Source organism: Woronichinia naegeliana WA131 (genome assembly GCA_025370055.1).
Classification (GTDB): Bacteria; Cyanobacteriota; Cyanobacteriia; order Cyanobacteriales; family Microcystaceae; genus Woronichinia; species Woronichinia naegeliana.
This window is the reverse complement of the sequence record CP073041.1, coordinates 5072667-5093912: the sequence shown is the minus strand read 5'-3', so window position 1 is coordinate 5093912 and position 21246 is coordinate 5072667. Positions and strand designations below refer to the sequence as shown.

Genomic DNA, 21246 nt, shown 5'->3' with positions numbered 1-21246 from the left:
TTGATCAAAGCCTTACCATGGGTTAGGGTGACAGTTATCTAGACTTGGCACTTTTTCTTTATTCCCTGCGGTTATGTCCACCAGTCCCTTAAAGTCCCTTCTACGCCGACTCAATGCCGAGAAACGCAAATGGGGAGCCAGTGTTAGTCAGCGAACTCCCCAACGAGTCAATAGCTGGTTTAAATGGTTGTCACCTGGGCTATTTGTGAAGCGTTGGTTGTTGATTAGCTCGATTGGGCTAAGTATGACCTTTTTGGGTTTAGCTATTTGGATCAAGTTAACGCCGATCTTTCGCATTGGAGAATTTGTCTCCCAGACCTTGGAATGGTTAACCCATCTTTTCCCTAGTTATATTTCTGGCCCTGTTCTATTAGCCTTGGGGATCTTTTTTGTCCTCTGGGGTCAGAGCCGCACTGTCGGAGCGATTACCGAGGTGTTACAGCCGGAGGGGAGTCAAGATTTAGTGGATGTTTTAATTAATCATCGTCGTCTTAACCGTGGCCCCAAGATTGTGGCGATCGGTGGTGGGACAGGACTTTCAACCTTGTTACGGGGCTTAAAACTCTACAGTTCCAATATTACGGCGATTGTCACGGTGGCGGATGATGGGGGATCTTCGGGACGGCTACGGCGAGAAATTGGGGTTTTACCGCCTGGGGATATTCGTAACTGTATTGCCTCTTTAGCGGATGAGGAAAAGCTGTTAACAGAATTATTTCAGTATCGTTTTCAGGCGGGGGATGGTTTGACAGGCCACAGTTTTGGCAATCTCTTTCTCACAGCCATGACAGAAATTACGGGAGATCTCGAACAAGCGATCGCCGCCAGTTCTAAGGTGTTAGCCATTCAGGGTAAGGTTTTCCCTGCGACGCTTACGGATGTCAGGCTCTGGGCGGAGTTAGAGGATGGTCGCTATATTGAAGGGGAATCTCTGATCACTGAAGCGGGGGGAAAAATTAAGCATTTTGGGTGTCATCCCCCCAATCCACCTGCTTTGCCGGCGGCTATTCGTGCTATTGAGGAAGCAGACTATATTATTATTGGGCCGGGTAGCCTCTATACCAGTGTGATCCCGAATCTGCTAGTTCCTGATATTCAAGCCGCGATCGCCGGAGCCGATGTACCCCGCATTTATATCTGCAATATTATGACCCAGCCCGGAGAAACTGATGGTTATAGTGTTTCAGACCATTTAAAAAAAATTGATGAGATGTCAGAATATCGCCTCTTCGATGCCGTCTTGGTGCAACGAACGCCCCCTTCTCCCCCAGCCCTCAAACATTATGCCGAAGAAAATTGTCATCCCGTCTATATAGATCGAGAGGAAATTGCGGCTCTTGGTTGTCGTATTGTCATTGCCAATGTGATGGAGGAAAGTGAAACAGGACGAGTACGCCATGATCCCTTTCGACTAGCACGAGTATTATTACGTTGGTATAGTGGTCAATAATGGGCCAGCAATTCCAAATTCAGAATAGACCTCTTGCATAAATATTATGTGTTGTAATAAAAGGCTGCCTGAAATGCGTTTCATAGGGGCGGTGGCATAAATTGACCGTATAAAACAAGAAAATGCTATCATTGGAGAGAAAAATAAAATCACTCATCGTAATTATGGAATATTACAAGGCAAGAAAACTATGGTTCATCGGTAGTTACTATGCTAAGTCATTTTATCAACTCTTAAAACCCTTGCTGTATAAGGCTTTCAGTTAAAACTATCAGTTAATTTGGCATAAATTGAGTGTAAAGACAAGGAAACCCTTTCTTGGCATGGGTTCTGAAGTAAATAACCTCATATTTAGCATAACAAATACCGAAAAACCTCTATTTGTAACTACTTTCTGAGTCGAACGACGAATGGGGCAATGGAAGGAATTAATAATCGTCTTAAACTAATCAAGCGTCAAGCTTATGGGTTTATGAACTTTGATAATATGCGAAACCGTTTTTTAGCTTGCTTTTCATGATAAGTTTTAATTATAAATCTTTGTTCAGGAGAACCACTTTTTCTCTTTTATAATAGCCTTTTCTTCTCTTAGATGATTACTTCTTTTTCAGCCTATATTTCTCTCTTTTTCTCTGTATTTTTTGTAACAAACAAGATGCGATCAACCTGCCATAGTGTGTTTTTGCATGAATAATCAGAATAGTGTGATCGTCTTCATAAATTTAATAAACGAGACGATCGCGTTCGATTTAGGCGATAGGAATACAAACTTTTTAAATCGCCTTTTAAGGATTTGCCAATATAGGGATTAATGACGATCGCGGTGGTTAAATTTTCTTGAAGAAGGATTCCCATTTTGCTTGAGTGATGAGAATATAACTGCGATTTTCACGAACGATCGCTACTCCATCGGGTTCTTTTTCTGTGCGATCGCAGAGTTCTTCTAGGTTGGCTTTGGCGTAATCAACGGTGACTTGATACATAATTTGATGTTTAATTTGGGGTTTGTTTGGTTATTTTACAGAGCATTGAGATATTGCAATTCGTCCCTACAATGCTTGTCGTAGGTTACGTAACATTTGGACGGTTTCGGAGGAGAAGCGTTGATTTAATTCATCGTCGGGAAGTTGGGCTAACATTTGATAATAATTCATCTTTACTGTTTGAGTGTTGGGGTGATTTTCTCCTGATTTTTCCGAAAAAATGGCAATTGCTCTTTGGTAGAGAGGTTCCGCTTCTTCGTATTTCCCTTGAGAGTAATAAAGACCCGCCAGATTGTTGAGACTTTGGGCAACATCGGGATGATTTTCTCCTAATTGCTTTTCCATTATTGCCAGCGATCGCAGAAAAAGGGGGTCGGCTTCTGCGTATTTCCCTTGAGACTTATAAAGACTCGCCAGATTGTTGAGACTTTGGGCAACATCGGGATGATTTTCTCCTAATTGCTTTTCTCTGATTGCCAGCGATCGCAGAAAAAGGGGTTCCGCTTCTTCGTATTTCCCTTGAGACTGATAAAGACCCGCCAGATTGTTGAGACTAGTGGCAACATCGGGATGATTTTCTCCTAATTGCTTTTGTCTGATTGCCAGCGATCGCTGATAAAGAGGTTCCGCTTCTGCGTATTTTCCTTGAAATTCATAAAGAGCCGCCAGATTGTTGAGACTTTGGGCAACTAAGGGATGATTTTCTCCTAATTGCTTTTCTATTATTGCCAGTGATCGCAGATAAAGAGGTTCGGCTTCTTCGTATTTCCCTTGTGACTTATAAAGACCCGCCAGATTGTTGAGACTTTGGGCAACTAAGGGATGATTTTCTCCTAATTGCTTTTCTATTATTGCCAGTGATCGCAGATAAAGAGGTTCGGCTTCTTCGTATTTCCCTTGTGACTTATAAAGACCCGCCAGATTGTTGAGACTTTGGGCAACTAAGGGATGATTTTCTCCTAATTGCTTTTCTATTATTGCCAGCGATCGCAGGTAAAGAGGTTCCGCTTCTGCATATTTCCCTTGAGACTTATAAAGACTCGCCAGATTGTTGAGACTTTGGGCAACGTCAGGATGATTTTCTCCTAATGGCTTTTCTCTGATTGCCAGCGATCGCAGGTAAAGAGGTTCCGCTTCTGCATATTTCCCTTGAGACTTATAAAGACTCGCCAGATTGTTGAGACTGGTGGCAACTTTGGGATGTTTTGGCCCGAATCGTTGTTCACTGAGACTCAAACATTGCTCAAAAGAAGGAACGGCTTGGTTGTAAAATCCTTGCGCTCGATGGAATGTACTTAAACCATAAAAAGGCCAATATAAATCCTCATCTTCTAGCCATTGATTTAACTCCTCTGCCGCAATTTTGAGGTGATCAATAAAGGGTTCAATGATGGCAATATCTTCTAAAGTTAGGGTTTGCTTAATATTTTTAGCAACATTCACCATCACCACACAATAAGCCTGTTTAGCCGTCTCCATCACCTCAGATGCTTCTAACTTATCCCGTAGATAATGACGAATCAAAGTATGCAATTCATAATTATTTTCCCCCAAATCCTTCAGCAAATTCAAATTCACCAAATGCCGCAAATCAGCTTTAGTTGCTATCGGTAAATTCAACTCAGGAATCGGTTCAACTTTAGGCTTACTAAACCACTTAGAAAAAGTCGGAAAAACTCTCTCTATAGCCCCCCTTTTTAAAGACTCTTCCTCAATAGCCCCCCTTTTTAAGGGGGGTTGGGGGGATCCAACCTCAAACAAAGCCAAAATTAAATCCTGAGCGATCGCACTTTCTGCAAACAAACTAAGCAACTGACCTGCCAACTGAGAACTCGCACTTAATTGTGTCCAACTCAACTCAAACGCCGCCGCAACTCCCCGTTGGGCAGTCATCAACGCATTTTGCGTAACCTGTAAACTTTCATTATCTAACCTTTGTGCTTTTAACTGTTCTAAAATCTCTGCCAAACTACTCTGCATATATTTCCCGTACTGCCCCACCAACTCAATGGCCAAAGGCAAATAACCCAACCAAGCACAGAGTTCTTGCGCCGTTTCTCGATCATTTTCTACCGCTTGAGACAGAAAAATAGCTAACAATTCTAGAGCTTTTTCTGGACTTAAAACCTTAACGTCAATCAGACTAAAGTTACTGGCAATTTGTTGATTTCTGGTCGTAATAATTACCCTAAAACGATTATTTTGAGGCGGTAAATAATCCCTAATTTGCAATAATTCACGCACATCATCAAAAATAATTAAGGTTTGATCCTGCTCATTTTTTAACCAACCTTGCCAAACATAACGAACCCGTTCAACTAACTCTCCTTCTTCGGGTAACGTTAACCCTAAATGAATCTGAGCAAAACTTAAAATACTCAAACCAGGATCACTTTCCGCCACATTCAGCCAACAAATCCCACCGCGACAGGTTTGCTTGGGCCATTCCTGCCAGGCATACTGCAAAGCCAACTCCGACTTACCAATGCCACCCATACCCGTCAAAGTGGAAATGGCAACGCGATCAATTTGCTGTAATTGCTGATCTAATTGCGCTAAAACTTCGGCTCGTCCCACAAATTGCGCGACACCACTATTCGGTAAATTGTGAGGAATAACTTTTATAGATTGCTCCCCACTAACCGCTACTTTTTTAGACGCTCTTTCACCCCCTTTAGATAACGATTAAAAGTCGGAAAATAAGTCCTAAAGGTACTTTCTGTATCCAGTTCTACTTCATAAGTCAACGACACAAAAGGCGGTAACGTCGAAATCGCCGCTTTTAACTTAGCCGCCGCAGGAGTATTAGGTGCATTTAACTTGGCGAGAATTTGTTGTAATAACTCTAAAATTTCTGGAGAAAATTGATCGGGTTGCTTTTTAACGGACTCAACCTCTGTCACCAACTCAGCCACAATCGGTTCAGCCTCTTCATTGGTAATCGTCAAATCTCCTGTCATTTGACTGATTAATTGCCATTGTTCCTGTTCCAAATCCCGAATTTGTTCCCGCAAATCCTCTATTTGTTGTCTCAGTCGTACCTTTTCTTCGGGAGCAATGGTCACTAACGTATCGCGTTTATTAGCTAATTGCGCTTTGAAACGGGCGATATTTTTATCCAGGTTCTTGAGTTCTGAGGCTGACATAGGCATTTTGGGCGAACGCAATCATTGGTGTCAACTTAAGCCAAAATGCCTACTCACAAAAGATTAGCCTAAAAGCAGGCGGAAGTAAGAGTAGGCTGAAAAAAAGGTTAGTATATAAAAAAGTGAGCAAAAAACAAATGGCAAGACAACATCCTCGGAGAAAAGGAAACCCAGACTTACGTCGTAAGACAAATCAGCCAGGGGTAGAAATCCCTGAAATAACAAAAGAGTTGTTTGAATTACTAGAACCCACAATGTTTACACCATTAAAATATTTACAGGGAACTCATGAGAAAATGATGAGAGATAGGGTGCTAAATTTACCAGTAATGGTGGCATTAGTGTTAAGTATAGTGTATCGTCAAATAGCGGGTATAAGTGAAGCGGTAAGACTGTTAGAGGAAGAGGGATTGCTATGGGTAGCATCATTAAAAGTAAGCAAACAGGCAGTATCAAAAAGAATGATGAATGTGCCAGCCGAAATATTTGCAATATTACTAAAAGGAGTGTTAGAAAAAGCAGCCGAAAAAGGGAAGAAGCTCCAAGTAGGAGAAAAATGGGAAAAAATAAGAGAAAAGTTTAGTGCAGTGTGGATAGCAGATGGCTAAACGCTAGAGCAGATAAGGAAAAATATGAAAATAAGTAAAGAAGAAAAGAGTAAATTGGGGGGTAAAATAATGATGGTAGTGGAAGCCTTTACCCCATTGGTGTCAACTTAAGCCAAAATGCCTACTCACAAAAGATTAGCCTAAAAGCAGGCGGAAGTAAGAGTAGGCTGAAAAAAAGGTTAGTATATAAAAAAGTGAGCAAAAAACAAATGGCAAGACAACATCCTCGGAGAAAAGGAAACCCAGACTTACGTCGTAAGACAAATCAGCCAGGGGTAGAAATCCCTGAAATAACAAAAGAGTTGTTTGAATTACTAGAACCCACAATGTTTACACCATTAAAATATTTACAGGGAACTCATGAGAAAATGATGAGAGATAGGGTATTAAATTTACCAGTAATGGTGGCATTAGTGTTAAGTATAGTGTATCGTCAAATAGCGGGTATAAGTGAAGCGGTAAGACTGTTAGAGGAAGAGGGATTGCTATGGGTAGCATCATTAAAAGTAAGCAAACAGGCAGTATCAAAAAGAATGATGAATGTGCCAGCCGAAATATTTGCAATATTACTAAAAGGAGTGTTAGAAAAAGCAGCCGAAAAAGGGAAGAAGCTCCAAGTAGGAGAAAAATGGGAAAAAATAAGAGAAAAGTTTAGTGCAGTGTGGATAGCAGATGGCTCAACGCTAGAGCAGATAAGGAAAAATATGAAAATAAGTAAAGAAGAAAAGAGTAAATTGGGGGGTAAAATAATGATGGTAGTGGAAGCCTTTACCCAAAGACCCGTTACTTTATGGTACACAGAAAATGATAAATCAAATGATAAAATATGGTGTGAAGAATTGGCAGCTAAATTACCAGAAAATGGTTTAATTCTCGTAGATATGGGATTTTTTAGCTTTGTGTGGTTTGATTTGTTAACAGAAGCTAAAAAGTTTTTTCTAACCAGATTTAGAGCGGGTACATCTTACAAAACCAAACAAGTATTGTCTCAAGGTAGTCATTACAGAGATGAGATTATCATTATGGGAAATTACCGTTCTAATCCTTGCAAGCATCCGGTGAGATTAGTCTCAGTATTATGGGGAACAATCTGGTATCAGTATTTAACAAATGTGTTGTCTCCCGAACAACTGTCCGCCGAAGAGGTCTGTGATTTATATCGAAGACGATGGACAATCGAAGAAGCCTTTTTATTAACGAAAAGACTTTTAGGACTAGCCTATTTATGGGTAGGTAATAAGAATGGTGTCCAAATCCAGATTATTTGCACTTTGATTTTCTATACGGTCTTAAATCAATTGGTAGGGGAAGTGGCGATTGCTCTAAATCAACCGAAAGAAAAAATCTCAGTAGAGATGGTGTTTCGGAGTCTATACTATGTAGCGAAGGCTATTGCTAGAGGAGAAAAGCCTGATACAGTAACCTATCTGGCTGAACGTGCTAAGTTATTTGGTTTGGTCAAAGCTGAGAGAAAGCGACATCGAGAAAAGGCCGCTCTCAATCAACAAATTTGGGAACCCATTCCTTTAAGTTGACACGGATGGAACGCAATTCGCCCCTACGATGGGGATTACTCTGATAATAAATCAAAAACTTCTTCACGGCTAACATTTTCACCATCAATTCCTTCCGCGATCACCTTAGCTAACGCAATATCTTCCAGTGCGGTAATTTCTGAATCATCAAACAACATTTCAATTACCTCCTGTAAATTTTCTCGTAACTCATCTAATGTTTCTCCTTGGGAATGCGCTCCCACAAATCCAGGCACATAACCGACATAGAGATTGGTATCTACATCCCTTTCAATGATCGCCGTAAAAAGTTTCATAAATTATCTTTCTTTTTTAGAAAATGATGATCTAAAATAGTTAAGTAGCTGGTTGCAATTAAATATAAAATGTAGGATAGGCATCCTGCCTGTCCACAGGCTAGAAGCCTGTTCTACGATCTGACAATTAATTAAGCCCACTTACTCACAAGCTAAAAGTGTTATTTTGGCTATTACTGATTCCTGATTGACTGACCGTAACTTGCTTATTTTGATTGATCATTTGAATAACATAGGGATTAGATTCATTTTCTTTGGTGACTTGTTCCGCCACTTCCCGCAATTCTTGATCTTCCAATAAAGTGGCCATTACCTCAATCGTTTTAGGTAAGGCCGCAGGATTCTTGGCCGTCGCCTCTAATTGCTTCCATATTTCAGGAGACTTCACCACAATCAAATTCTTCAACTGCGCGATCGCTCCATCCAAAGACAGTTCCCCAACACGAGTTAAAGCACCCGCCAAAATAATTGTTGCCCCCGTAGCCAGTAGGGTTAAAGGTTCCATGATTCAACCTCGTTTAAAAAACTGTTCTTATTATAGTAAAGGATTGGGCGATCGCGTTTTTTGAATGGATAATGGACAATTAACAATGGATAATTATTAACTATTCATTATCAATTATCAATTATCAGTGATCGCTTTTAACTAATACATAGACCTTGATGGTGAGGAGATGTTGCCCAGTCCTCTACAATAGGGATTAATGTTGGAGGTGCTTCTGTGAGCAAAAATAAGGATAGTAGTGCGTTATGGGTCGGTGTTGTCGTGGGCGGACTAATGGGGACAATTGCCGGACTTCTCCTCGCTCCCCGTTCAGGGCAAGAAACTCGTCGTATCTTAAAAAAATCGACTGACGCATTGCCGGAATTGGTGGAGGATCTTTCAACCACGCTACAACTCCAAACCAATCAACTTTCTGAAACAGCCCAACGCAATTGGCAAGAAACCCTAAATCGTTTACAGGTGGCGATCGCGGCGGGAGTAGAAGCCAGCCAACCAGAACTCCCTGTGTCTCTAGGTTCCCAGGATATATCCCCCAAATCCTAACATCCTTGACTTTCCACGGCTAATCTCCCATGACCGAACCTCTTTTTTGGCTAGGATTATCCCTAACCTTACTTTCTGTTAGCTTAACTGCCGTACTGATTGCTGCTGTACCTGCCCTACAGGAATTAGGCCGGGCTGCTCGCAGTGCCGAAAAACTATTTGATAGTCTTAACCGAGAATTTCCCCCTACCCTAGAAGCGATCCGGCTCACTGGACTAGAAATTAGCGAATTAACCGATGATCTCAATCAAGGTCTGAAAAGTGCGGCCGATATTGTCGAGAATGTTGATCAAACCTTAAACACTGCCAAACAGACCGTTGATCAAGTCCAAGCTAATAGCCGTCGTTTGGGTCTAGGCTTCAAAGCCGCCTGGGAGACTTGGCAAAAATATCCCACGTCTCGCTCCCTGCTTTCCTCCTCTTTTAAAAATCGTCCCTCGCCCTAAAAACTGCCCTTGCTTCTGAGACTGAATCCCTTAAAATAGAGTAACGAAGTGTAACAAAACTGAAAATTTATTGCTTTAAGTCACCGTCTTTATGAAAAAATCTGCTTTCTCAGGATTCCTAATTGGCATCTTGGCGAGTTGTTTAACCGTTTTAGCCTGGTGTTCCCTACCAATGACTGCCCTAGCGGTCAATAATCCCGAATTACTACCGGATACGGTTACGCCCGTGGTTGACCTTGCCAATTTTCTGCCCCAAGTTCAGGAAGATGCCTTAATTAAAGATATTCAATCCTTTGAAGCGGAGACGGGTTGGAAACTGAGAGTATTGACCCAATACGATCGCAGTCCGGGAAGAGCGGTCATTAAATTTTGGGGACTAGATGATAAAAGTATTTTGGTAGTTGCGGATGCCAGGGGTGGCAATCTTCTCGCCTTTAGTATTGGGGACGCAGTTTATGAATTGATGCCTCGTACTTTCTGGATTGAATTACAGGCACGTTTCGGAAATATTTATTACATTCGTGAAAATGGTGAAAATCGAGCCATTACCCAATCCCTCGATACCGTCAAAGGTTGTCTGTTACAGGGCGGTTGTAATGTGGTACCTGGTTTGCCAAGAGAACAGTGGATTCTAACCCTGGTAACGTCCATTGTGGGCGGAGTGATCGTGGGCTTTGCCGGTATTCCCCGTAAAGAAGGCCAGGTTTTTGCCTGGCAATGGGTTTTGGTTCTCTCTCCTCTTTGGGGCATTTTAGTAATTGCCTTTGGTATTGGCCCGGTTGTTACTCGGACAAGTGATTGGTTGCCCTTATTTCGGAATATGATGGGGTTTGCGATCGGTGTTTTAGTGGCCTATCTGTCGCCTTTGCTCAATCAAACGAATATCTCTAGGACTTAAAATTTTAGGGAGCAAAAGGCAATATCGAAGGCACACTTCGTGACCGCAGCTAATATTTCGTTAAACTCGGAGTCGGGATTTATACTCCTCACGGTCATAATTTACGATTTTTAGTTTAGCCCCCCTAGCTCCCCAACTTTGGGGGGAACCGTTCTCTATTTATGGGTTTCAAAGTCCCCCAGAATTGGGGGATTTAGGGGGCAAAAATCACAATTCATGACCGTGCCAAATATAAGTCAACATTACAGCACAACCGTTTATTATTGGGGATTAGATTGGCATGGAATGGCACATTAGTGATGCCCAAAGTCTTGCAATCATTGATCAAGAAATTGAAAATGTTAAGTTTTCGCCGGCAGAATATGAAATTGTTCGCCGTGTCGTTTATGCAACAGCCGATTTTGAATATTATCAATTACTACAATTTTCAGAACGGGTTTTAAATGCAGGAGCCGCTGCTTTGGCCGCCCGCACCACCATCATTGTCGATGTGCCGATGGTACAGGTTGGCATTGTTCCCAATCTTCAGAAAACCTTCGCCAATCCGGTCTATTGCGCGACCCAAACCATCACTCGTCCCCAAAAAGGAAAAACCCAAACGGCTTGGGGACTGCAAACTTTAGCCCAACGCTATCCCGAAGGCATTTTTGTGATTGGCGACTCCCAAACTGCTTTAATCGGCTTAGTAGAACTGATTGAAGAAAAACAGGTTAAACCGACTTTAGTGATTGCCACCCCCTCCGGCTTTGTTGATATGGATGTGGCCAAACAACGGATTCATGACGCTCTCATCCCGACCATTATTGTGGATGGACGCAAGGGCAATGCTGTCGCCGCAGTGGCGATTTTAAATGGACTGGTAGATTTAGCCTGGCAAGCCTATGAACAAAGTGCCCATTCCTAAGGAAAATTTGAGCAACATCTGGCTATCAGGGTGTCCATTCCAAATACATGCCAACCCGATTATCTTTGTGAACTTTGGAATTTTGCTGTTCTAAATCAGTCGCGATGCGCCAATGGTTGCTGATGGCATAGCCTACCGATAGAGTTGAAATCCCTACTTCATTTTCACTACCAGGTGATACAAAGCTCTGACTAAAACTGAGATCGGCGGCTCCGGTTCGAGATAAGGCAAACATAATTTTCCCGCCGACATTAAGACCCTGGGTATGGTAGTCATTGGTTTGGATATAGCGATAGCCGACCAAGGGCGCGATATTTAGATAACCCCCTAGCGGTAACACATAATAGTTCAGATTCAGTCCTCCCGATTGGCGATCGCCGAAGTTTGTTTCATAGTCAGCATCTAGGGTTAAAGGAGAGCTTTCGATACCCCAATCTAATAGACCTAGCCCCATGCCACTGGTATTACTGGTAGAGGGAAATTGATTATAACCAACCCGCAATCGAGTCCGAAAACTGGGATCCTGCTGAATGTCCTCTAACAGATTGGGAATTTGTTTTTGCCAACGTTGGAGTACGGGACTGTCTTGAATGATGGCTGGGGGCAGATTTAAATTGTCCTCTGGGGCATCAGGATTAATCCCTGGATTTTCCGCCACGGTCACAAAGTGTGCCTTCGGCATCGCCTTTTCTCTTCCCCAGCAAGGCAGATTCATTCCTCCTCCCCAAAGAGCCAAGACAATCAGAAAAGTCAAGGAAGAAAGCTGTCGATTCTTCATGAATAAAGAGGGAAAAGATAAAGTCAGGATGAGCTAACTCTATTTTCGGATAAAAAGCACCGATTTAACGGGACGTAGAATGGGTTGGCCTTGCTCATTAAACTTACCGCTCTCCGTTTGACCTTGATAATACAAAGCCGAAGAACTGCCACCGTCCAAATTTAGCGCGTCTTTGACCCCTTGAGATTGCAAAAATTCAGCTAACTCGGCTAAAGATAAACCGCTATTTTGGGGACTTGTCGGTTTTTGAGCGGCCATCACCCAGAGTAAGTCGCCGGTGGGAAAAATGCCGATCGCCGTGCGGGCATTACGTTGTTTAAGGCCAATGGCATCCCGAATCACCTGGCCCTGATCTTCTTGCCAAAAGGCTTCTTGGGTAGCTGTTAACTGAGGTAACAGTCGAGGGCCACCGCCCACCGCATCGATCAATTGACAGTGACTTGGAATAGGATCCTGGTGAAAAGCGATCGCATACTGGGTTTTCTGGTCGCAACGATAACGGCGAAATTCGGCGCTGGTATCGTCTAGCTAGAAGCTACAAACGTTGCAATACGAGAGGTTCAACAAATCAGGCGAATTTGGAGTAAGTCCTCCCAAGTAAACCCTTTTTCAATTATACCGAGAGCTACAGCAGGAACTTTTCTCGTAGTAAAATGGCTGCGAACAAAGTTATGAACCATCCAGAAAATATCTAGGACTCGCTGTAATCCCACAACAGATTTAGCATAAGTATTTGTACGACGACGAAAGGCAGATAAATAGCGTCGGATAGCACTATTAAATGCCTCAACGTGATTGGCATGAACATCCTTTTCTGCTGGTTTTTCTGTTGTCTCAGGATGCTCAGGTTTCGGAGTTTCTACTTTCTCTAATTTACCCGCAGAATCTCGACGTTTACTACTCTTATTTTTTAATCTTACCACAAGACCCTTCGGTAATACTTTGGTGGGACGACCTCGCTTTCCAGTCTTCAATACTTCGTGACAAATATCAAATAGCAATTGACTATATCGCTTTTCCCCATCTGTAAATAGCTGGAGACATTCTGTACTTTTTTCAAATAATTCCGCTATGGTCATCATTGCTTCTAGAAATAATTTCTGCTCTTTTCGACCACATTTTAAATGCCAAATAAAGCGGCTAGCCCTGTCCATGAGCACGATTGTCCACCCCTCAGAGGCACTTGCTTCTTTATTCTTTTTAACTTTTGTGTATAGTTCATCTCCTTCTATTACTAATTTAACAAATTCATTCACTAAGGCGTATAAAAATAATGTCTCTTGTAATCCCGATAACTTCTTTTCCCAATTCAATATTGTTGTTTTCGCGTAGCCAAATACTCGGGCTGCTGCATTTAGTCCCATGCCTTCCATTCTGGCTTTTAATACTTTTACAATTTCACTTAATGGGGTTTCTAAGCCAGCGATTACGCTACCATAAGTCTCAGCAAAACAAGAACTACATTCTTGACAAATGAACATTTTACGTTCCCCGTTACCTTTCGTTTGATAATGAGAATGTATTTTTACGTTTTCACTATAGCAATGAGGACGGTTGTTCTTGAATAAGGCATCCTCTTTCTCTTGGCACAAGCCAACATCATTCAGGATTTCCATAGAGCTTTTCTTTAATATTGACATTGTTTTCTGTTTCCTTCTTCTTTGATATAATGACAATAATAATAGTATAATAATAACGGGCCGATGTCTAGTCTTAAACTATTTTTCTATTTTCTCAAAGCCTTACACCATAACTTTTTCCAACTTTGATCAGACGATACCAGTTCCAAGCCCGCCATTTAGTCGAAAACTTCTTTGCGAAACTCAAACAATATCGTGCGCTTGCGACTCGTTACGACAAGCGCACAGCCAATTTTCTAGGAGGCATCTATCTGGCAGCATCAGTTATATGGTTAGCGTAGCTCCACTTGAACAGCATAATTATCCACTAATGTCAAGAGCCTTAATTGATGACCAGCAATTCCAAATTCAAATGGTATAAATAGAGACAGAAAAACTTTGACCTATAGGAAGTTATGAATAAAGAGAAAAGTGTCTACTGATTTTGCAGAGAGAAAGATGGAAGTAAACGACCTAAGTTTTGACGGAATCGTTCACTGTTTAAACGAGGTCATTGGGAAGATAGATGACCCCCGTTCGGTTAGTAATGCAACGAAATATAGTCTAAGAGAGGCGATACTGGGGGCATTTGCCGCCTTTTTTATGCAAAATGAGTCATTTTTAGAGTACCAACGTCAGCTTAACAGCCGTTGTGGGCGAGATAATGCTCAGAGCTTGTTTGGACTAGAAAAAATACCAACAGTAGAACAGATTCGCAACATTGTGGATGGGGTAGCAGCGAGTAGTCTATTCCCTTTGTTTGGGTTAATTTACCAAGCATTGAGGAGCATGGGATTCTTGAAAGCCTATGAAATATTGAGGGGAAATCTTCTAGTAGCAATGGATGGGACAAATTACTACAGTTCGGAAAAAGTAAATTGTCCATGCTGTTCAACCAAAACGTCAAAACAGGGAAAAGTCACCTACTTCCATCAGGCATTATTGCCCGTGATTGTTTCCCCAGACCATGAATCAGTTTTTTCCTTACCCCCTGAATTTATTACCCCTCAAGACGGTTCTGAAAAGCAAGATTGTGAGCAAAATGCGGCGAAACGTTGGATAAGTAACCATGCTAGTCTGTTTGCGGGACAGAAGATAACTCTGCTAGGGGATGACTTGTACAGTCGTCAGCCCACTTGTCAGCACTGTCTCGACCACGATTTCAACTTTATCTTCGTCTGTTTACCGACTTCTCATCCCACACTCTATGAATGGTTAAACTATTTAGAAACTAATGGAGAAGTCAAAACCACTCAACACCGACGTTGGAATGGGAAGTATTTCGAGATTTGGCACTGCCGTTATCTCAATCAGATTCCCCTGCGAGACCAACAGCCTGCTTTGTTGGTTAACTGGTGTGAGCTAAAAATCCACCGCGAATCCGATGCTCAACTTCTTTATCACAATAGTTGGATTACCAATCATTTTCTCACCCCTCACATCGTTCTTGATGTCTGTCGTGCTGGACGGACTCGTTGGCGTACTGAGAACGAGAATCACAATATTCTCAAAAATCGAGGCTATCACTTAGAGCATAATTTTGGGCATGGTAAACAACACCTCGCCTCTGTTTTGCTTACCCTGAATTTGCTGGCTTTTCTCTTGCACACGGTTTTAGGTTTGGTTGATGAACGTTACCAGAGAATTCGCGTCCAACGCGGCACTCGTAAGGGATTCTTTCAAGATATTCTCTCTTTGACCAAATATCTGTTCTTTGAAAGCTGGCATCATCTTTTAGATTTTATGCTTGACGACTCAGTTTCTCTCGCTGTCTCGAATTCTTCCTAGTTGATTAATTGGCAATTTTCATAGCAAAACCCTTGCCAGTAAATACATCGAGCCTTTTGTATCTTTGACTACATTCTGAATTTGGAATTGCTGGTCATCAATCAGCAATTCCAAATTCAAATGGTATAAATAGGGCTTGCTGAATAAGGATGAAATCCTTGCTAGACAATACTTTCAGGCATTTTACAAACGATCAGATGCAAGGTTATGGCATTTGGAGGCTCAAAATCCATGCACTTTGCTGGAAAAATGTGGGGTAAAACTGGAAACTGATCTCTGAAGTCACCATTTTTCGCGCCCTGTGGCATCTAGGTTCGTTTTGTGGACTTTTTCAGCAAGCCCTAAATAGGGCTTGCTGAAAAAGTCAAAAAACGAAAGAAATGTGGGTTAGGGAAGTATGGACTGAAAAAGCATAGATAACTTATCCTTATGGAAACAAATCAAAATACAGATTTTGTTTAATCTATTGTTCCTTTCTGTCTAAAAAGGTCAACACAAATCACTCCTCACAAAAGAGAGGAAAATTAACACCATTTTTCACAAGAAAAACGACTCTACAACTTTTTACTTTTTGTCTTCTGAAGTAGAGTAGAAAGATTCATTACCAAAAAGTTCATCGCAATTACCGTTTCCGAGGTCTCAGGTAGTTTGGCCATCACTCGACCAAGACTAAATTTCCTCTTTCCCTGTCCGAATTTACCCTCAATGGCATTACGCACTCTTTCATCTGAGCGTGCCTCTTTCTTTTTTTCTTTGCTCACCTCTTTCGGCGGTCTTCCCAATCGGGGACCACTCATTCTTATATCCCTTTCTTTACAATGGGTGCGACCTTTAGTTGATAAAAGCTGTTGTAATCAGGGTTCTACAGGGAACCCATATTGATCAAGTTTTGCCCAAAATTGACTCCATCGTTCCTTGGTCAATACCAAAGCTCGTAGGCTCAAAATAATTCCTGCTCCTTTTTCCTTCCATCGCATCCCTGAACAACATAATCGTTGTTTGACCAACGTCTTACAAGCTGCTTCCGTAACACCTGAACCAATCGGATACTTTTTCTCTATGTATTCAGCATAATCCATTTGATGCTGATGATTCTCGTAATAAGTAATCGCCGCTTGTAGTTTCTCGGTAAGATTCTTAGAATGACTTTTTTCTTCTTTGACTTCTTTCATCAGATTTAGCAGTTCTCCTGCTTTTCCTTTTTCATGCTTGAGTTCTCGACAATTTTCAGTCAACCATTCTTTTTGTTTTGACACGGTATTCGGATGCAACGCTTCTGCCAAGGCACCTAAGTAACCAGAGGCATGATAGAAATCTAATATCTGTTCTTCCGTTTGCTTTTCTAAAAACTTCCAATTTGATTCTGCCCCGTCTGCTATCCCGACCAATGTTGCCTCTGGATAACGGTTTTTCGCTCGCTCAATTTCTCTTTCTAATCTTTCTAGAAAACTCTTTTTTCCATACTCTGGTGCCGCACCTAGATAGATTGTCTGTTGACGTTCGCCTTCACTATCGTATAGGGAAACGGTTCCCACCATTGCTTCACGGTAGCCATCCTCACACATCAGCATACAGGTTCCATCTAATCCTATTCCCACTGTTGCAATTTGGCTATCCTCCTTGGGCGGGGCATAACTCCACGCTTCTTCTTTTGCCTGTACCACACTTCCTACTGCTTCACTCAATCTTTGGATATAGGATAGCGCTACTTTTCTACCATGATTTTCTAATAAATCATTTTTCACCTCTTTGCCTGCCATCCCTGACATTTTTGAGGATACCTGTTTTGCCAATAATGGCGTTGATGTTATGATTATCCTTGCTTCTCTTTCTAAGGGGCAATACGTTTTTCCTCAAAGGTGAACGCTGATATACATGACGATTCACTATAACCTCACCATAAGGTGTTTGATATTCTTTCGGTTGCTCTCCCTTACTCTTCCAGATTTCTTCACCGATTTTTAAGGGTGAACCATCTGTATCTAAATATTTCAAGGCTTCTTTGCTGGCGATGCAACCTACTTCGTTTAAGCCTTTTTGAATATTTATTTCTGTATCCAACATTGAACGACTGAGTTCTAATGTTAGTTCTATTTTTATCTTTGAACCCTCTACATTAATTAGTTTTGCTGTCATCATTGTTTCCTCTTTGTCACTTTTCATCCCATGTTAACACTTTTCTTTTCCTTCATCAACTAAAGGTCACACCCCTTTACAATAAGCTCGATTCGCTTTTGTTCGATAGATTTTATCCACATGAACCGATTCCGGATAACATCCTGTTTCCCTTTTATATTCTTCTATTCGCGCTTGTAAATCTCCCGATTCGTTGTAATTATCCCAACTTAATTTGTCTAAGAAGACAAAGCCATTCACATTACTTGCCGATATTTTAGCTCCAAACTCTACTGCTTTTCCCGCTTTTCCACGCACTATTGGACGCACGTGAGGTTGGCTTACACTCACAATTCTGTTTTCTACTTTATTTGTCTTTTTTTCATACATTTCTAACTGTTGCTCATACACTTTTCCTATCGTTACAAGCTCTTCTTGCTCTTTTTTCGTTAGTTTTTCTAACTTTGCTCCCTCTTCTATCATTTTTTCTATATCAGACAAGTTTCTTTTTATATATCCTAGTTGTTTTTTTGTTCCTTTTCTTCTTTCTTTTTTTGACACACGACGTTTTTTTGCTATGGCTAAGTACTCTTTTCTTGCCACTTCCCTATAAGTCCTCGGCTTTTCTTTCCTTTTCTCTTTTATTTCTTCATACAGCTTATCTATTATTTTTTCTGTTTTTTCTCTGGCATCATTCAATATTCCTATATCCGTTGGATATTTTATATCTGCTGGTGTACAAGTCGCATCTAACAATAACTTTCCTTCATTTTCTTTTTTTTCTGACGCTACACCCGTCGCTTTTTTTTCTATTTCTTTATTAATTTTATTTATTAATTCCATTCCTATTTTTTTACGAAAATGAACCATCGGAACTGGTATCGTCTGATCAAAGTTGGAAAAAGTTATGGTGTAAGGCTTTGAGAAAATAGAAAAATAGTTTAAGACTAGACATCTGACTTTTCCCGTTAAGTGCGGATTGCAAGCTGCCAGCCTTGGCAAAGGTCATGCAACTTCAACCAACCGCGCCAAAGGACTTGGATACCGAGAGGAGTTTTACGACGATGTTCAAGATAACCACCAAGAAAAGCAACAGACTCGACAGCCCAAGCAACAGTCAAAATAGGGGGAAGTTTTTGAGAGGCGGCTGCTTTTAACACCTGAAGTTGAAGAGGATTAAGAATTTCAATCGCGAGAGCATCGGGCTGGGTACGATGAAGATAAGTAACGTGTAAAAGTTCAACAGCAATGACACTTAAAAAACCCAAAAGAGTTTTCATTCCATCAGAGGCAAGTCGATAACGCTCACTCTGACAACCAGACTTAAGGACTTTATGAAATTCTTCAACCCGCCATCGGTAGGTGTACCAACGAAGAATAGTGACAGCCATCTCAATAGTCTCAACAACTTCTGTAGTCAGAAGCATCCAAGATAAAGGAGTTTCGCCTTCGGGACAATCGATTTCTGTCGCATAAACAGCATAGACATTCAACGGGTCACGATTATCAAAACGATAGGGAGTTCGTAGATTAACTGAGCAAAATCGGACGGCAAGCTTAACCTTCCGTGCTTTTCTTTTTCCTGTACTCGGAATCTCGATTTCTTGATGAAAACGAATCGGTTCTGATTCCAAATGTTGCCAAAGTCGTTCACTATTTTTGTCTAAACTACGATTATGAGACGCTCTGACCAGCACTCCTGTATGCTTGAGTTGACGCACTGAGTCAAAGACTTCTGAAACATCTCCTTCTCTGTCAAATACATGAATTACCCTCGTTGAACTTTCTACCTGTTTCTCACAGGTGTTTAGAGCCTCTACCCATTTGTAGGATTCTTTTTCCTCAAATGGTCTTTGACGAGCTGCTTTTCTTTGTTCTTTCTGTCTTTCTTTTTTCTGCTTCGCCGTTTCATCTGTTGGGGGCTTTTCTTTTACCTCCCTATTCCACAGTTTTTGCCATAATAAACCTAATACTTGTCCTTTTTCTGGCTCAATTGCTAAAGCACTATGCAGTATTAATCCATTCCCTCCTTTTCCAGTCGGCCCATACCCTTCCCTTTTTTCCTTGATATTGCGATAATCTAAGAAGGTCGTATCTCCGACTGATAGCATTATCTTATATTCTTCTACGGCGGCAGTTGTCATTTCACAGTGCGGCTCTATTATCTTGACAAAGTCTGTTTTCGGATTCCCAAAAATTCATAGGCCCTCTTTAACTCGTTTCCTCCCTTAAACACTTCTGATAAGGCTTTTCCAAACCCCTCACTTAACTTTTTCCCAATCGAGAAGGCACGATTGTTTAGCCTCTCGTCTCCCAATTCACAACTGGCAAAGTTTTTTGTCCACCATTCCAACATTTTTTGACCTGCCCTTTAAGATTTTCTCCATTTTACAGTCTCATACTCCCTTCATCCTTTGTTTTTGAAATTTGAACGATAAGCGGGATGATGGCTTCAGAATATTTTTTTCCTGTCAAGAGAATCATTACTCAAACCCTTGCCAGATAAAGCCTCTAGAAGTTTGCATTGCTGGATTTTGGACTTAACGGGAAAAGTCAGCTCTCAAATGACTCACAGGCTACAATATTTAAGCAGCATTTTTCTAAATAAGGACTCACTTGTTTATTTTTTTCTAACCCTAGCTTTTTCGCCTGTTTTTCTGTAATTTTTACTTTTCCGATAATACTGTCCACTGTTCTTTCTCTTCCTGCTTTTGTTCCTGTTGCTGTTTCACAAAAAAAACGGCCAATAGCTGGACTTACGACCGTCAACATTTGCTCTCGTACCGCTAGTTCTATACTTTCAAAGCTTTTCAAGTCTTCTTTTTGCGTATTTCTGACCATGATTTCTGCGATAGCTTTGAGATGGTCGTCTAATTTTTGCTTATCTTCAACGTTCATTTTTTGTACTCCAATTTTTATAACTTTTTAGATTATCCCCTTTCCCCTTCTTTGTAACTAAGCATTTATACTTACTGCAAATTTGGGATGCTCCCGAAAGAAGAAAGAAAAGCCATGAATAAAACTCAAACGTTGGGCGATCGCCCGTCTATTCTGAATAATAACTTGTTAAATCGTCGTGGGTTAACAAGTGAGCAGTATGTTATCCTCAGAGAATTAGTTAATTTGAGGGCGACGACCCCTAGTCGCTTTGAAATTGAAACTAGTCGTATCGGTCAAAATCTGAAAGACCTATTGGACTGTTTTATCTCTCAGGGATTAGCTGAAAGCGAAGAGCAGAACAGAGAAGTCGATAAGTTGATTTATACTCCTACTTTGGAGGCAATCCGTTTCGTCACTCGTACTGAACGAGAAAATATGAAGAAACAGCGCGATCGCCGAGGGTTTTCGTTGAGTAGAAAGTAAAAGTTAATACTGGTTTGTCGAAAAGTGAGCCTTGTTGCTGTGATAGCCTACTGGCCTCACTTTTTTTAATGAACTTATACTTGAATGAAATTTTTACGTTTTCAAACTATTGTATATTTGCATCCAGATTTTTTGAAAGAATGAATGAATTTTGGGGATTATTGATAGAAATTGCTCAACAATTGGAAGCTTTTGGTCTGGATCAAAAAAATCTTATCAAAATAATTATTTTTCTCAGTATATCAATAGTAGGAACTCGTCTCTAATTT

20 protein-coding genes and 5 pseudogenes are annotated in these 21246 nt (G+C 41.1%); 10 read left to right on the top strand and 15 right to left on the bottom strand.

Going from position 1 to position 21246, the window contains the following annotated elements; genetic code table 11:
• Positions 1-73: 73 nt before the first annotated feature.
• Together KA717_25465 and KA717_25460 are read left to right on the top strand one after the other, a co-directional pair.
• The gene (locus tag KA717_25465; protein UXE59237.1) at positions 74-1450 is read left to right on the top strand and encodes a YvcK family protein; all 1377 of its coding nucleotides are present in this window, start codon (positions 74-76) and stop codon (positions 1448-1450) included.
• A 406-nt stretch (positions 1451-1856) separates the two neighbouring features.
• Positions 1857-1970, top strand: a pseudogene (locus KA717_25460) (transposase).
• A gap of 194 nt (positions 1971-2164) precedes the next feature.
• Here the strand turns inward: KA717_25460 and KA717_25455 are convergent.
• The 4 genes from KA717_25455 to KA717_25440 all read right to left on the bottom strand — a co-directional run bounded on the left by KA717_25455 (position 2165) and on the right by KA717_25440 (position 5579).
• Entirely contained in the window at positions 2165-2305 is a 141-nt protein-coding gene (locus KA717_25455; protein UXE59236.1) for a hypothetical protein, read from the bottom strand.
• Positions 2278-2433 (bottom strand): hypothetical protein, encoded by a 156-nt coding sequence (locus tag KA717_25450; protein ID UXE59235.1) that lies wholly within the window; start codon positions 2431-2433, stop codon positions 2278-2280. Before KA717_25450 ends, KA717_25455 begins: the two co-directional genes overlap by 28 nt.
• A 66-nt stretch (positions 2434-2499) precedes the next feature.
• Positions 2500-5010: a tetratricopeptide repeat protein gene (locus tag KA717_25445; protein ID UXE59234.1), complete on the bottom strand. Its 2511-nt coding sequence runs from the start codon at positions 5008-5010 to the stop codon at positions 2500-2502.
• A 68-nt stretch (positions 5011-5078) separates the two neighbouring features.
• On the bottom strand, positions 5079-5579 hold the full coding sequence (locus KA717_25440; protein ID UXE59233.1) for a hypothetical protein: 501 nt from the start codon (positions 5577-5579) through the stop codon (positions 5079-5081).
• A 122-nt stretch (positions 5580-5701) separates the two neighbouring features.
• Here KA717_25440 and KA717_25435 point away from each other — a divergent pair, with 122 nt between their 5' ends.
• Together KA717_25435 and KA717_25430 are read left to right on the top strand one after the other, a co-directional pair.
• Positions 5702-6187 carry a hypothetical protein gene (locus KA717_25435; GenBank protein UXE59232.1) on the top strand — a complete coding sequence of 162 codons (486 nt, stop codon included), beginning with the start codon at positions 5702-5704 and terminating at the stop codon, positions 6185-6187.
• 209 nt (positions 6188-6396) lie between these two features.
• Positions 6397-7722: an IS4 family transposase gene (locus KA717_25430; protein ID UXE64777.1), complete on the top strand. Its 1326-nt coding sequence runs from the start codon at positions 6397-6399 to the stop codon at positions 7720-7722.
• A 35-nt stretch (positions 7723-7757) separates the two neighbouring features.
• Here KA717_25430 and KA717_25425 read toward each other — a convergent pair whose 3' ends face one another.
• Both KA717_25425 and KA717_25420 read right to left on the bottom strand, forming a co-directional pair.
• Positions 7758-8018 carry a type II toxin-antitoxin system HicB family antitoxin gene (locus KA717_25425; protein ID UXE59231.1) on the bottom strand — a complete coding sequence of 87 codons (261 nt, stop codon included), beginning with the start codon at positions 8016-8018 and terminating at the stop codon, positions 7758-7760.
• A 145-nt stretch (positions 8019-8163) separates the two neighbouring features.
• Positions 8164-8523, bottom strand: coding sequence for a eukaryotic translation initiation factor 3 subunit E (locus KA717_25420; GenBank protein ID UXE59230.1), 360 nt, complete (start codon positions 8521-8523; stop codon positions 8164-8166).
• A 216-nt stretch (positions 8524-8739) separates the two neighbouring features.
• Between KA717_25420 and KA717_25415 the strand changes: the two genes are divergently transcribed.
• The 4 genes from KA717_25415 to KA717_25400 all read left to right on the top strand — a co-directional run bounded on the left by KA717_25415 (position 8740) and on the right by KA717_25400 (position 11314).
• Positions 8740-9066, top strand: a complete 327-nt coding sequence (locus KA717_25415; GenBank protein UXE59229.1) for a YtxH domain-containing protein — start codon at positions 8740-8742, stop codon at positions 9064-9066.
• 29 nt (positions 9067-9095) lie between these two features.
• Positions 9096-9512 (top strand): DUF948 domain-containing protein, encoded by a 417-nt coding sequence (locus KA717_25410; GenBank protein UXE59228.1) that lies wholly within the window; start codon positions 9096-9098, stop codon positions 9510-9512.
• Between the two features lie 91 nt (positions 9513-9603).
• Positions 9604-10410: a TPM domain-containing protein gene (locus tag KA717_25405; GenBank protein ID UXE59227.1), complete on the top strand. Its 807-nt coding sequence runs from the start codon at positions 9604-9606 to the stop codon at positions 10408-10410.
• Between the two features lie 280 nt (positions 10411-10690).
• Positions 10691-11314: a precorrin-8X methylmutase gene (locus KA717_25400; GenBank protein UXE59226.1), complete on the top strand. Its 624-nt coding sequence runs from the start codon at positions 10691-10693 to the stop codon at positions 11312-11314.
• 25 nt (positions 11315-11339) lie between these two features.
• Here KA717_25400 and KA717_25395 read toward each other — a convergent pair whose 3' ends face one another.
• The 3 genes from KA717_25395 to KA717_25385 form a co-directional block, all read right to left on the bottom strand.
• Positions 11340-12068 carry a hypothetical protein gene (locus KA717_25395; GenBank protein ID UXE59225.1) on the bottom strand — a complete coding sequence of 243 codons (729 nt, stop codon included), beginning with the start codon at positions 12066-12068 and terminating at the stop codon, positions 11340-11342.
• Between the two features lie 63 nt (positions 12069-12131).
• A complete protein-coding gene (locus KA717_25390) occupies positions 12132-12521 on the bottom strand; it encodes a phosphodiester glycosidase family protein (GenBank protein UXE59224.1) in 390 nt (129 codons plus the stop codon).
• Between the two features lie 131 nt (positions 12522-12652).
• Complete coding sequence (locus tag KA717_25385; protein UXE59223.1) at positions 12653-13732, bottom strand: IS1 family transposase; 1080 nt, start codon at positions 13730-13732, stop codon at positions 12653-12655.
• A 411-nt stretch (positions 13733-14143) separates the two neighbouring features.
• Here KA717_25385 and KA717_25380 point away from each other — a divergent pair, with 411 nt between their 5' ends.
• On the top strand, positions 14144-15499 hold the full coding sequence (locus KA717_25380) for an ISNCY family transposase (protein UXE59222.1): 1356 nt from the start codon (positions 14144-14146) through the stop codon (positions 15497-15499).
• A 554-nt stretch (positions 15500-16053) separates the two neighbouring features.
• Here KA717_25380 and KA717_25375 read toward each other — a convergent pair.
• From KA717_25375 to KA717_25350, 6 genes and pseudogenes are all read right to left on the bottom strand, one after another.
• Positions 16054-16317, bottom strand: a pseudogene (locus KA717_25375) (transposase).
• A 36-nt stretch (positions 16318-16353) separates the two neighbouring features.
• Positions 16354-17635, bottom strand: a pseudogene (locus KA717_25370) (ISKra4 family transposase).
• Between the two features lie 75 nt (positions 17636-17710).
• A pseudogene (locus KA717_25365) lies at positions 17711-18484 on the bottom strand (IS5/IS1182 family transposase).
• Between the two features lie 98 nt (positions 18485-18582).
• Entirely contained in the window at positions 18583-19758 is a 1176-nt protein-coding gene (locus KA717_25360) for an IS4 family transposase (protein UXE59221.1), read from the bottom strand.
• Positions 19759-19775: 17 nt separating this feature from the next.
• Positions 19776-19970, bottom strand: coding sequence for a transposase (locus KA717_25355; GenBank protein ID UXE59220.1), 195 nt, complete (start codon positions 19968-19970; stop codon positions 19776-19778).
• 203 nt (positions 19971-20173) lie between these two features.
• Positions 20174-20512: pseudogene (locus KA717_25350) on the bottom strand (ISKra4 family transposase).
• 114 nt (positions 20513-20626) lie between these two features.
• Here KA717_25350 and KA717_25345 point away from each other — a divergent pair.
• Entirely contained in the window at positions 20627-20977 is a 351-nt protein-coding gene (locus tag KA717_25345) for a hypothetical protein (protein ID UXE59219.1), read from the top strand.
• Positions 20978-21246 lie beyond the last annotated feature (269 nt).

Excerpts from the sequence above, each read along its gene's own strand:
- KA717_25465 (UXE59237.1), top strand. The coding sequence starts at position 74 with ATGTCCACCAGTCCCTTAAAGTCCCTTCTACGCCGACTCAATGCCGAG.
- KA717_25455 (UXE59236.1), bottom strand. The coding sequence starts at position 2,305 with ATGGGAATCCTTCTTCAAGAAAATTTAACCACCGCGATCGTCATTAAT.
- KA717_25450 (UXE59235.1), bottom strand. The coding sequence starts at position 2,433 with ATGTATCAAGTCACCGTTGATTACGCCAAAGCCAACCTAGAAGAACTC.
- KA717_25440 (UXE59233.1), bottom strand. The coding sequence starts at position 5,579 with ATGTCAGCCTCAGAACTCAAGAACCTGGATAAAAATATCGCCCGTTTC.
- KA717_25430 (UXE64777.1), top strand. The coding sequence starts at position 6,397 with ATGGCAAGACAACATCCTCGGAGAAAAGGAAACCCAGACTTACGTCGT.
- KA717_25425 (UXE59231.1), bottom strand. The coding sequence starts at position 8,018 with ATGAAACTTTTTACGGCGATCATTGAAAGGGATGTAGATACCAATCTC.
- KA717_25420 (UXE59230.1), bottom strand. The coding sequence starts at position 8,523 with ATGGAACCTTTAACCCTACTGGCTACGGGGGCAACAATTATTTTGGCG.
- KA717_25410 (UXE59228.1), top strand. The coding sequence starts at position 9,096 with ATGACCGAACCTCTTTTTTGGCTAGGATTATCCCTAACCTTACTTTCT.
- KA717_25405 (UXE59227.1), top strand. The coding sequence starts at position 9,604 with ATGAAAAAATCTGCTTTCTCAGGATTCCTAATTGGCATCTTGGCGAGT.
- KA717_25400 (UXE59226.1), top strand. The coding sequence starts at position 10,691 with ATGGAATGGCACATTAGTGATGCCCAAAGTCTTGCAATCATTGATCAA.
- KA717_25385 (UXE59223.1), bottom strand. The coding sequence starts at position 13,732 with ATGTCAATATTAAAGAAAAGCTCTATGGAAATCCTGAATGATGTTGGC.
- KA717_25360 (UXE59221.1), bottom strand. The coding sequence starts at position 19,758 with ATGACAACTGCCGCCGTAGAAGAATATAAGATAATGCTATCAGTCGGA.
- KA717_25355 (UXE59220.1), bottom strand. The coding sequence starts at position 19,970 with ATGTTGGAATGGTGGACAAAAAACTTTGCCAGTTGTGAATTGGGAGAC.
- KA717_25345 (UXE59219.1), top strand. The coding sequence starts at position 20,627 with ATGAATAAAACTCAAACGTTGGGCGATCGCCCGTCTATTCTGAATAAT.